The following is an 11,600-nucleotide window of genomic DNA, read 5'->3' as shown; positions in this document are numbered from 1 at the left end:
AGGCGGGGGATGGGGGCTCCATCCCGCGCCTTTCTGGCATCTGAAGGAAAGAACGGGGCGGCCTCAGCCGCCCACCATCAGCTTCACCACCTCGTCATGCGTCGTGTCGGCGATGCGCCGCTCGCCGGCGAGCACGCCGCGCCGGAGCACCACGATCCGGTCCGATACGGCGAAAATGTCCTGCAGATTGTGCGAGATGAAGATCACCCCGCGCCCCTGCGCCTTGAGCTGGTGGATCAGCGAGATGACCTTGCGCTGCTCGGGCACGCCGAGAGCCGCCGTCGGCTCGTCCATGATCAGGAGACGCGCGTTCCAGTAGACCGCGCGCCCGATCGCCACGGCCTGCCGTTGGCCGCCGGAGAAGTTCGAGACCGGCGCGTCCATGCGCGAGACGTGGAAGTCGAGAAGCGCCATCGTGTCGCGCGCCGCCTCCGACATCTTCTTGCGGTCGAGAACGGGCAGGAAGCCGAACTTCTTGGTCATCGGCTCGCGGCCGAGGAAGATATTGCCGCCGATCGAGAGGTTATCGGCGAGCGCCAGATCCTGGTAGATCGTCTCGATGCCGCTGTCGCGCGCTTCCTGCGGGGTCGAGAAGGACACGGGCTTGCCTTCGAGGCGCACCTCGCCCGAGGTCGGCTTGTAGACGCCCGAGATCGCCTTGATCAGCGTCGTCTTGCCCGCGCCATTGTCTCCGGCCAGCGCCACGACCTCGCCCGGCGCGATGGTCATGGAGAAGTCGTTCAGCGCGCGCACCGCGCCGAAATGCTTGGAGAGATTGCGGACTTCGAGAATGGGCTGAGCCGAATTACTCATCGATGCGACCTCCCGAGAAGCGGCGCTGCGCCTGATCGATCAGGACCGAGATGATGATGACGATGCCGACGCTGATGAACTGCCAGAAAGGTTCGACATTCACGAAGACGAGCCCGTACTGGATGACCGCGATGACGAAGGCGCCCGCCACCGTGCCCAGAATGGTGCCCGAGCCGCCGAAGAGGCTGGCCCCGCCGATGACCACGGCCGCCACGCAGTCGAGCAGCAGCGGCTCGCCCGCCTGCGCCGCGCCCGCGTTGAAGCGCGCGGAATAGACGACGCCCGCCAGACCCGCGCAGAGCGCCGAGAGAATGTAGAGGCGCAGGAGATGCGATTTCACGTTGATGCCGGAGCGGCGCGCCGCCTGCACATTGGCGCCGATGGCGTAATTGTGCTGCCCGAAGCGCGTCTGGCTGAGGAGATAGTGCATCACCAGAACGAAGAGCGCAGTGATGAGGATGATATAGGGCACGCCGAAGATGCGCCCGTTGCCGATCGTGGCGAAGAAGGAATTGCTGATCGGAACGGTGGTGCCGCCCGCCAGAAGAAAGGCGACGCCGCGCGCCACGCCGAACATGCCGAGCGTGCCGATGAAAGGCGGAACGCGCAGCCGCGAGACGAGAAGTCCGTTGATCAGGCCGGGAATGCCGGCGACCGCAACCGCGACGATCGTTCCGACCAGAACCCCCATGGGCAGTCCGAGGCCGGGCGACACGGCGTTGATCGTATGGGCGGCGACCACGGCGGCCAGCCCCATGATGAAGCCGAGCGAGAGGTCGATGCCGCCGGAGATGATCACGAAGGTCTGGCCCGTCGCCAGGATCAGGGGCGCGACGGCGAAGATCGCGATCGACTGGATGTTGAACGAATTGAAGATGAAGGTGCCGCCGAACTCCATGCGCGCCCAGGCCTCGAAGCCGAGCGCCAGCGCCAGGAGAAAGAGCCAGGCCCTCAGATCGGCGACGCGCTGAAGCCAGGTCTTGGCCTTGTCGGCGTGGTCGGCCTGCGGCTTGACGTGGACGGCGGGGCTCGCCGGCGGCGGGGTCTGAGGCGAGCCGGGAAGCGGCGCGCCCGTTACGGATGCTGTCATGAGTTCACCTGCCCGGCGGCGGTTCCGCCTCTCGTGGCTGAGATCGATGCGCGAAGGAATGAGGCGGCCCGGTGCGAAAGGGCGCTGAGGGCCGGCCGGAACGCTGGAGCGGGACGAAGCGCGGGATCGCTGGATCGAGCCGGCACCGGGCGCTGAACCTTCGCGGCCAGCCGATAACGCTGACCGCGAAGCCGAAGGGTTGCTACTCGGAGTAGACGTATTTCGCGACGTTCGGGTCGGAGACGTTCGCCTTGTTGATCACCGTGAAGCCAGTGCCGATATTGGTCGGGATCGACTGGCCGGTGAGATGGGCATAGGCCGAGACGACGCCGTAATAGCCGATTTCGGCCGGGTGCTGGGCAATCGCCGCGTCCACGAGGCCGGACTGGATGTTATCGACGATCGAGCCCGGCGCGTCGAAGGCGACGACCTTGATATTGCCGGTCTGGCCCGCCTGTTGCACCCCGTTTCCGGCGCCGAGCGCGGAGAAGAGATTGGCGCCGAACACGCCCTTCAGATCGGAATTGCGGGCATAGACGGCCTGCAACTGGCTCGCGGCCTTATTGGCGTCGTTGTCGTTGAACTGCGTGTCGAGAACGGTGATCTTGGGGAAGTTTTCCTTCATCTCCGCCTTGAAACCGGCTTCGCGCTGGTCGGTCGTGGAGATGCCCGGCTTGACGTTGGAGACATAGACCTTGCCGCCGGCGTCACCGATGGCAGTGGCCAGCGCGCGCGCCGCCATGCGACCGCCCAGCACGTTGTCGGACGCGATATAGGCGAGCGGGAAGTCGGCGTCGCCCTTGCCGGTCTGGTACTGGCCGGTGCCGATGAACGTATCCACGGTGATGACCGCGATGCCGGCCTCATTGGCCTTGCGCAGCGGCTCGACGAGCTGGGTCTTGTCGGTCGGCGCGATCAGGATCGCGTCCGGCTTGCGGGCGATGGTCGCATCGAGAACGGGGACCTGCACCACCGGGTTGAACTCCGGCGCGCCTTGGAACACGAGGTTCACGCCCAGCGCGTCGGCGGCGGCCTGCGCGCCCTTGCGCATCGTGATATAGAAGGCGTCCGTGGTGAGGCCCGGAATGAGCGCCACGGTGTATTTCTTGTCCTGCGCAAAGCCGGGGGCTGCGGTCAGGCCAATGGATGCGGCCACGGCCAAGCCGGCCGCCGCCTTCAGAATCGAACGACGCTGCATGTGTTCCTCCCTTGGATGAGCCGGCACCCCGAATGTGCTCCCACACATGTTCGCTCGGGGGTCGGGCTCGGATAGTGCTTCACCGAACCGGCCGCTCATGGACCTTATGTTTTCTGCGAGAGCGGGCGATCGTCAAGTGAAAATTGTTGCTGCAAGCAATTTCATGCACTGTTTCGAAACGAAGGCCGAAGCGGGATCGACGTACCGAATCCATTCCCGAAAGGCAGACTGAAGCTGCCTTCGCATCCTCCAAGGGAATGCCAAGGCGCTTCGCCTGTCAATTATCTTTCGTTGTGCGAGCGTAGATTTTTTCTCGCGTCAAAATTTCGATCAATCCTTTTCCGCTTCGCTCAGAACGGCTTCCGCCGTGCGCGCGTCCGTTGCCAGCGCCGAGATCAGGCCGGAACGCGCCGCGCCGACAATCGCGGCCGCCTTTGCCTCGCCCAGCGCCACGCCGACCACCAGTGGCGTTCGACGAAGCTGGTCGGCGGACATGGCGATCATCCGCCCTTCTCCGTCCCAGTCGATCACGCTGCCATCGCGCCTGATGTAATGGCGCAGGACGTCGCCCACGGCATCCCCCAAGGCGCGCTCGCCGGGCGTCGCCGCCGTCTCGTCGGGCGAGTTGGAGGAATGGGGCAGGCCGACGCCCAGAATCGCGACCGACACGCGGTCCCACAAGGACACGCTGCCGGCGATGGTTGGATCGGCCAGAAACGCGTCTCGCGTCGCGGCCGAAGGCAAGTAAGGGGCGTGAAGGAAATGCGGCGTGCCTTGCAGCGTTTCGGCGGCGAGCCGGGCGAATTCGTTGATCTGGAAATGCGGCGCGTGTTGCTGCATCCCGCCGGTCGCAGGCACGGTCAGCGCGCCGGGCACGGGCGGCAGACCCGTTTCCATCACGGCGCGGATCGCCCGGCCCCAGCCGATCGCGACCACCGAGCCGACTGATAGCCCCTGCCTCATCAGCATCTGCCCGACCGGCGCGGCCAGCGCACCGGCGCTCTGCCCGCTCGGCACCTCCACGACCGCCGCCTGCTTGAGCCCGAGCTTGTCCACCAGCGACTGGCCGAGCGCGTCGGGCGAAACGAGATCGCGCACCTCGATGCGCACGATCCCCTCGGCGCGCGCGCGCTGGAGCAGGCGCGAAATGGTCGCGGTCGAAAGCCCCAGCCGCTTGGCGATATCGACCTGGCTGAGATCGCTCTCGTAGTGCAGCTTGGCGACCGTATGCATCAGCGTGCGCGAGGCGACCTGATCGGATGTTGGTGACGAAGCCAGCTTGCAATTCCTTTCTGTAATATGTTACCGAGCTATATCAGCTCACGACAACATGCAAGCGACACGCCTTCCGACCCGCCCTGTCCGGCGGGAACGCGGGCGCTCGCATCCTGGGAGGACTTTCTGATGGCACGTATGACGACGGCGGAACTGCGCGGCTACCATCAAATCTGTGGCCCCGACGGGGCGATGATGGTGATCGCCTGCGACCAGCGGGGCGGGATGCGCACGCTGCTCGCCAGCGACCCGGCCGAACAGGCCAAGATCGGCAACGATACGCTGGGCCTGACCAAGGCCGACATCACCCGCTATCTCGCCAGCCAGGCGAGCTGCGTTCTGGTCGATCCGATCTGCGCCGTGCCGCAGCTTGTGGACGACGCGGTTCTCGAGCGCGACACGGCGCTGCTGATCGGCCTCGACGCGTCCGGCTGGGACGTCTCGCCGGAAGGCTATCGCCTGTCGAAGCTGGTGGAGGGCGTCGATGCCCGCCGCGTTCGCGCGCTGGGCGGCACGGGCGGCAAGATCATGGTTTATCTGCGCTCCGACACGCCGGCCGCCAACACGCACAATATCGCGATCCTCGAGCAGGTTATCGCCGATTTCGCGCGTGAGGACCTGCTTCTGGTGGTCGAGTTCCTGACCTATGCGCTGGAAGGCGAAGCGCCCGAAGCCTACAAGGCGAAGATTCCCGAGCTGATTCAGGGCGGCACGCGCATCTGCCTCGATCTCGGCTCCAAGGTTCTGAAGCTTCCCTACCCCGGCTCGCCGGAATCCTGCGCCGCCGTCACCGCCATGTCGGGCGACGTGCCTTGGGCCGTTCTTTCGGCGGGCGTCGATCACGAGACGTTTTTGGGTCAGGTGGACATCGCCATGGCGAACGGGGCTTCGGGCGTCATCGCCGGCCGCTCTCTGTGGAAGGACTGCATCTCGCTCGACCGCGCCGAGACGCGCCGCCGGCTGGAAACGATCGCCGTGCCGCGCCTTCGCGAAATCCAGGCCGTGATCGCGCGCCACCGCGCGCCGCAGGCCAAGGTCGCCTGATCGCCATGGCGGGGAGGAACGCCATCGGCATCGACATCGGCGGCACGCATATCCGCGCCGCCCGCGTCTCGCCCGAGGGCGAGATCCTGGCGCGCGCTCGCATTGCGAGCGCGCCCGACCCGCATGTGGTTCTCGAGCGGATCGAAGCTCTGGCTGCCGAGCTGGACGATGGCAGCGTCGCTGCAATGGGCGTCGGCGTGCCCGGCCGGGTGGATTTCGGCGCGCGCCGGGTTCTGTCGGGCGGCTATGTCGATCTCTCCCGCGTTCCCCTCGCCGAGCATCTCGAAGCGCGCTTTGGCTGGCCCGTCACCGTGGACAATGACTGCTCCATGGCGCTGGTCGCGGAAGCGCGTGTCGGCGCCGGCCGGGGCGCCGAGAATATCGTCATGCTGACGATCGGCACGGGCATCGGCGGCGCGATCCTAGAGGGCGGGCGCTTGCTGCGCTCGCGCGGTACGGCCGGTCAGCTCGGCCATATTCTGGTCGATCCCGCCGGCGAGCCCTGCCTCTGCGGCAAGCGCGGCTGCGTGGAAACGGTGAGTTCGGGCACCGCGCTCGGCCGTCACATCGCGCGCGCCGGCCTGCCCGCCGGCACAAGCGCGTCCGAGCTTCTCGCCCGCCGCGCGGGCGGCGACGAGCAGGCGCGCGGCGTTCTGCAAGCCTGGGCGGGGCCGCTGCGCCATGCGATCGACGATCTCGTCGCCATTCTCGACCCCGAGCTCGTGCTTCTCGGCGGTGGCCTCGGAGAGGCGGCTTTTGCCGCGCTCTCCGGCATCGAGAAAACCGCCTGCTGGTATGACAGCCCGGTCGCGCCCGCGCGGCTGGGGGACGATGCCGGCGTGATCGGCGCGGCGCTGGCGGCGCTGCCCGAGCAATCCTCGGCTCGGAAGCGACTCGTTCTCGTCAACGGCGTTCCGGCCAGCGGCAAGAGCGGCGTCGCGCGCGCGCTGTCAGATGCGACGGGCTGGCCCATCCTGTCGATCGACACGGTGAAGAATCCGTTCCTCACTGAGATCGAAGGCGTGGACCGCCCGTTCAACCGCAAGCTCGGGCGCGCCAGCATGGCGGCGATGTTCGCGCTGGCACGTGAAGCGCCCGAGGGCACCACTTTTATCCTCGATGCCTGGTTCGGGTTCCAGCCCAGAGACTTCCTTGATCCGCTCCTGGCGGATGCCGGCGTCGACTCGGTGGTGGAACTCTGGTGCAGCGCGCCGCCCGAGACGATCGGCGCGCGCTACGCCTCGCGCGTGGCGGATCGGCCCGTCGGCCATCCCGGCCTCGACTATGTGCCCGAACTCATCGCGCTCGCCGCCCGCGCCCGCCCGCTCGACCTCGGGCCTCGGCTCGATGTCGATACGACCACAGCGCTCGACGCCGCGCGATTGAAAGGCTGGGTTCTCAGCGCGCTGGACGGGACGGTTCGCCCGAGCCTTGCGGCTTGACACGAAAAAGGGGCTGGCGGCTCAGCCGAGCACGCCGGCCATCGCTTTCAGTATCAACGCCGCCGACACCGCGCCGGGGTCGAGATGGCCGAGCGAGCGCTCGCCCAGACGTGCCGCCCGCCCGCGCGAGGCCACCATCGCGCCGGTCGCTTCCGCGCCGCGCTCGGCCGCTTCCAGCACCGCTGGCCAGATGGGCCGATCCACGTCCAAGGCACCCCGCGCGGCTTCCGCCGCCGGCAACCAGACATCCAGCATGGTCTTGTCGCCGCGCCGCGCCTTACCGCGCTCGGCGATCCCGGCCGCCACACCTTCCAGCATCAGAACCTGCTCTTCGGTGGCGAAGCCCTCGCGCCCGTCGAGACGCTGCGCCGCGCGGCGAAAGCCTGTGGCGTAGAGCGGTCCGGTGGATGCGCCCACCGCATCCAGAAAAGCCGCCGCCGCGCGCCGGAACGTCTCGGCCGGATCGGTGACCGGACCGCCCGCCAAAACGCGCTGCACCGCGCGGAACCCCAGCGCCATCGTGGTTCCGTGATCGCCATCGCCGATCGGCCCGTCGAGTTCGCACAGATAGGACTTCTGGGCTTCGACCACCTCGGACACGGCCGCGAACAGCGCGGCGATCGGATCGGGTCTGTTCTGTTGCATGAGCCTTGGCGCCCTCCCGGCGCGGCATGAACACGGGTCCGGTCTAGAGCATTTCCAGCGAGAGCCGAACCAGCTTTCGCGCCGGGACGATGCAGAAAACAAAAGCCTGGAGCATTTCTGTCGAACCGCCGTTCGACGGCATTGCTCTAGAATGTCCAACCTACGGTTCGCAAGGCAAACAGACCATTTCGCGCCTTGCTCCCCAGCGCTCACCCGTCAAACCGCACCGCCAACGCGGAAGAAAGGCGTGTCGCAGGGATGGTCGAGCAGTCGCAGCAGCTCGTCGTCGAGATGGAGAACCGAGACCGACGCGCCCGCCATGTCGAGCGAGGTGCAGTAATGTCCGATCCAGTTGCGCGCCACGCTCAACCCTCGCGCCTGAAGACGCTGCTCGACACGGCGATATAGGACATAGAGCTCCATCAACGGCGTCGCGCCGAAGGAATTGACGAGAACGGCGACACGCCCGCCTGATTCCTTGGGCAGTTCGGCCAGAATGCGGTCCATGATCGTATCCACCACGGCGTCGGCCGGGCGCATCGTCTCGCGCGAGACGCCGGGCTCGCCGTGAATGCCGACGCCGACTTCCATCTCGTCCGGCCCGATCGCGAAATTGAAGCGCCGGCTTTGCGGCATGGAACAGGGCTCCAGCGCGACGCCCATCGTGGTGGTGCGCGCATTGGCGCGGCGCGCGGCCTGTTCGCAGGCATCGAGCGACCAGCCGAGATCGCAGGCCGCGCCCGCCACCTTGAACACGAAGACATTGCCCGCGACGCCGCGACGCCCGTCGCGATCCTCCAGCGGCGAGGAGGCGACGTCGTCGGTCGTCACGACGGTGCGCACGGCGATGCCCTCTTCGCCGGCCAGCTCGGCGGCCATTTCGAAGTTCATCGTGTCGCCGGCATAATTGCCGTAGATGAAGAGGACGCCGGCCCCGCCCGAGGCGGCGCGCGCCGCGCGCAGGATCGGGTCGGGCGGAGGCGAGGAAAACACGTTGCCGACCGCTACCGCGCTCGCCATGCCGCGCCCGGTATAGCCGAGAAAGCAGGGCTCGTGGCCCGAGCCGCCGCCGACGACCAGCGCGACATGGCCCTCCCTCGGGCCGTCCTTCGCCATGAAGGCGCGCCGCGCGCCGGGAATGGGAACGAGATGCTCGCGGTGGGCGCGGGCCGCGCCATCCAGCATTTCGTCCACCACATCGTCCGGATCGTTCAGGAATTTCTTGACGAAGCGGCGCTGAAGCTCGGGTCCGGGCGCGGCCGCAGGGTCGGCCGGTTTCGCGCCGCGCTTGGTGACGGGCTGGCTGACGACACCCTCGGCATCGAGCAGGCCACGTGCCGTCGCCGCGTCGGTGACCAGCACGTTGCAATGGCGACCGCGCAGGGCGGCCAGAATGGCCGGCACCTTGTCGAACCCGCCGGCCACCGCGATGCGCCGCTCGATGTGCGCGAGATCAGCGAGCGATAGGCCGATCGTGCGCTCGTCCAGCGGCCCTTCCACGGGCTCGCCATTCGGCCCCAGAAAGCGCCCAGCCAGAACGCCGACGGCGTTACGCGCCAGATAATCCTGCAAGGGAACGGCGTCGAAGAAGCCGGACGTGTGAATGGTGGAGTTGGGACGCAGCGAGGAGATGCCGATGAGCGCGCGGTTCGCCCCGCGCAACGCCTCGAACTGGGCGCGCAAGAGCGGCTCTTCCAACAGCAAGGCGCGCAATTGCGGCGAGGAGACGATGCCGGGTGCCGTCAGCGGCAAGCAGACCGCGCCCAGCGCTTCGGCGATGGCGCTGGCGCAAAGCTCCGGCGAATCCGGCCCCCCGGTGCTCATGCCGCCTGTCGCCTGCACCACGCGCAGATCCTGAAGCGGGCGCGCGCGAAGCTGGCGGGCGATCGCCATGACGGTGCGCCCCCAGGCGACCGCGAGCGTATCACCCGAGCGCAGCGTGTCGATCAGCGCGAGCCCGCCGGCGCGCCCGAGCTGGTCGATATGCTGGCCGGGCGGACCGGAGGTCGGCACGACCAGGCAGTCGTGCAGCCCGAAATGGCGCTTCACCTCGCGCGCCAGCGTGAGCGCGGCCAGGCGTTGCGGCTCGATCGTGATGTCCACGACGCCGCGCACCCGTGCATCGGCCAGCGTGGCATTCACCGTGGCGCGGGACACGCCCATGGCGTCGGCGATCTCGCCTTGGGTCAGCCCTTCTTCATAGTAAAGCCAGGCCGCCCAAAGCTGCGGATCGTCGCCAAAGCGCAGCGGGATCGGCGCGGTGTCCTCGCCCGCCTGCGACTTCGTCGTTTTGGCTTTGTCTCTCGCCGCTGTCACGCCGCCTCGTCTGGCTTGCCTTTGCGATCACCTTTCACACGGCGCGGCTGTGAAGCGCAATCACCGCCCTGGCGGGTGGAACCGGGGCGGTGACGGGATCAGGCCGCGAGCCGAGCCTTCGCGCCCTCGGCCAAGGTCGTGAGGATCATGGCGCAGGAGGTCGCGCCGGCGTCGAGCACGCCGCGCGAGCGCTCGCCGAGCCGGCTGGCGCGGCCGATCTTCGCCACGAGATCGATGGTGGAATCGCGTCCCGCCTCGGCGGCCGCGACCAGCGCGTCGAGCGCCTCGCCGAAGGGCTGACCGGCCGCGTTCGCCGCGTCGAAGGCTTCGACCGCCGGCACCAGCGTGTCGATCAGCGTCTTGTCACCGACCTTGGCCGAGCCGATGGACTGGATGCCCTCCAGCCCCTTGTGCAGCATGGCCGAGAAGAGCCTCGCGTCGATGCGCTCGTTCGCGCCGGTCGCTTCCGCGAACTCGGTGAACATCATGCCGTAAAGCGGGCCCATGGAGCCGCCGATCTCGCCCATCAGCACTTCGCTCAAGGCTTCCATAGCCTCAGTCAGCGTCGCGTCGCGGCCCTTCAGCCGCTCCGCCGCCATGCCGAAGCCCTTGGCCATGTTCACGCCATGGTCGCCGTCGCCGATCTTGCCGTCGATTTCGGAGAGATAGGCCCGGTTCTCGATGATCTTGTCCGCCATGGCGAGGATGATCTGATCGCCGCCGGCATTGGGAAAGCTCTGCATCGTTCCTCTCCTCAAGCCTGCGCGAGGCCGGGCGAGCGGGCCTCCTTGTCGAGAAGGCTCTTCAGCTCCTCGTCCAGCGCCATCACCGTCAGCGTCGCGCCCACCATTTCGAGCGAGGTGAAATAATTGCCGACATAGGTGCGGTGGATCTTGAGACCGCGCCGGGCGATCTCCTCTTCGATCGTGTCGTTCAGGATGTAGAGTTCGTTCAGCGGCGTCGCGCCCAGACCGGAAACCAGAACGGCGACTTCGGTGCCCTCGGCGAGCGCGTGATCGTCGAGCACGATCGTTGCCATGTCGCGCGCGACTTCGGCCGCGGTTTTCAGCGGCTCCACGCGGATGCCCGGCTCGCCGTGATGGCCAATGCCGACCTCCATCGTGCCGGCCTCGATCTGGAAGTTCGGGTGGCCGACGGCGGGAAGCGTGCAGGGGCCGAGACCGACGCCGATCGAGCGGCAATTGTCGATGGCGCGCTGGGCGGTGACGCGCACCTCTTCGAGGCTCGCACCCTCGGCCGCCTTGGCGCCGCCGATCTTCCACATCATGATCTCGCCCGCGACGCCCCGGCGCTTCTCGCGCTCGGTAAGCGGGGCCGAGCAGACATCGTCATTGGCGACGACGGTCGCGACTTCGATCCCGTCCTTCGCGGCGAGCTTGGTCGCCATCTTCACGTTCATGTTGTCGCCGGCATAATTGCCGTAGAGGCAGATGACGCCCGCGCCGCCATTGGCCTCGACCATCGCGTCATGGAAGCTCTTGGCCGTCGGCGAGGAGAAGAGTTCGCCCACGGCCACCGCGTCCAGCATGTTCTGGCCGGTATAGCCGATGAAGGCGGGCTCATGGCCCGAGCCGCCGCCCGTCACCACGCCGACCTTGCCGGTCTTGGGCGCGAAGGCCGAGACGATCACGCGCCGATTGCGCTCCGACAGGCGGACGAGATCGGGATGGGCTTTCACGAAGCCCTTCACCGTATCTTCCACCACCTCGTCCGGATTGTTGATGAAACGCTGCATCATGTCCTGCGATCCGTTCCC

General features: G+C 67.4%; 10 protein-coding genes. 2 read left to right on the top strand and 8 right to left on the bottom strand.

All coding sequences use genetic code 11. The features are described from left to right. Positions 1-63 precede the first annotated feature (63 nt). From NS365_RS11325 to NS365_RS11310, 4 genes are all read right to left on the bottom strand, one after another. Positions 64-813 carry an ATP-binding cassette domain-containing protein gene (locus NS365_RS11325; RefSeq protein WP_058600391.1) on the bottom strand — a complete coding sequence of 250 codons (750 nt, stop codon included), beginning with the start codon at positions 811-813 and terminating at the stop codon, positions 64-66. After that, positions 806-1,903: an ABC transporter permease subunit gene (locus NS365_RS11320; protein WP_082675382.1), complete on the bottom strand. Its 1,098-nt coding sequence runs from the start codon at positions 1,901-1,903 to the stop codon at positions 806-808. The genes NS365_RS11325 and NS365_RS11320 overlap by 8 nt, the downstream gene beginning before the upstream one ends. 202 nt (positions 1,904-2,105) lie before the next feature. Next, positions 2,106-3,101: an ABC transporter substrate-binding protein gene (locus tag NS365_RS11315; RefSeq protein ID WP_058600390.1), complete on the bottom strand. Its 996-nt coding sequence runs from the start codon at positions 3,099-3,101 to the stop codon at positions 2,106-2,108. Between the two features lie 330 nt (positions 3,102-3,431). Next, positions 3,432-4,337, bottom strand: coding sequence for a sugar-binding transcriptional regulator (locus NS365_RS11310; RefSeq protein WP_193752798.1), 906 nt, complete (start codon positions 4,335-4,337; stop codon positions 3,432-3,434). A 168-nt stretch (positions 4,338-4,505) separates the two neighbouring features. Here NS365_RS11310 and NS365_RS11305 point away from each other — a divergent pair, with 168 nt between their 5' ends. Together NS365_RS11305 and NS365_RS11300 are read left to right on the top strand one after the other, a co-directional pair. Next, a complete protein-coding gene (locus NS365_RS11305) occupies positions 4,506-5,420 on the top strand; it encodes a tagatose-bisphosphate aldolase (protein WP_058600388.1) in 915 nt (304 codons plus the stop codon). Positions 5,421-5,425: 5 nt separating this feature from the next. Beyond that, complete coding sequence (locus tag NS365_RS11300) at positions 5,426-6,862, top strand: ROK family protein (RefSeq protein WP_058600387.1); 1,437 nt, start codon at positions 5,426-5,428, stop codon at positions 6,860-6,862. 21 nt (positions 6,863-6,883) lie between these two features. Here NS365_RS11300 and dhaL (NS365_RS11295) read toward each other — a convergent pair whose 3' ends face one another. From dhaL (NS365_RS11295) to NS365_RS11275, 4 genes are all read right to left on the bottom strand, one after another. Further along, on the bottom strand, positions 6,884-7,507 hold the full coding sequence (dhaL, locus tag NS365_RS11295) for a dihydroxyacetone kinase subunit DhaL (RefSeq protein ID WP_058600386.1): 624 nt from the start codon (positions 7,505-7,507) through the stop codon (positions 6,884-6,886). A gap of 216 nt (positions 7,508-7,723) precedes the next feature. After that, positions 7,724-9,823: a bifunctional sugar-binding transcriptional regulator/dihydroxyacetone kinase subunit DhaK gene (locus tag NS365_RS23535; protein WP_082684562.1), complete on the bottom strand. Its 2,100-nt coding sequence runs from the start codon at positions 9,821-9,823 to the stop codon at positions 7,724-7,726. Between the two features lie 98 nt (positions 9,824-9,921). Beyond that, positions 9,922-10,566 (bottom strand): dihydroxyacetone kinase subunit DhaL, encoded by a 645-nt coding sequence (gene dhaL / locus NS365_RS11280; protein WP_058600385.1) that lies wholly within the window; start codon positions 10,564-10,566, stop codon positions 9,922-9,924. Positions 10,567-10,577: 11 nt separating this feature from the next. Continuing rightward, the gene (locus NS365_RS11275) at positions 10,578-11,579 is read right to left on the bottom strand and encodes a dihydroxyacetone kinase subunit DhaK (protein ID WP_058600427.1); all 1,002 of its coding nucleotides are present in this window, start codon (positions 11,577-11,579) and stop codon (positions 10,578-10,580) included. Positions 11,580-11,600: the final 21 nt, after the last annotated feature.

The organism is Aureimonas ureilytica, from assembly GCF_001475935.1.
Lineage (GTDB): Bacteria > Pseudomonadota > Alphaproteobacteria > Rhizobiales > Rhizobiaceae > Aureimonas > Aureimonas ureilytica_A.
The sequence above is the reverse complement of the archived record's forward strand: the minus strand, read 5'-3'. Positions and strand labels throughout refer to the sequence as shown.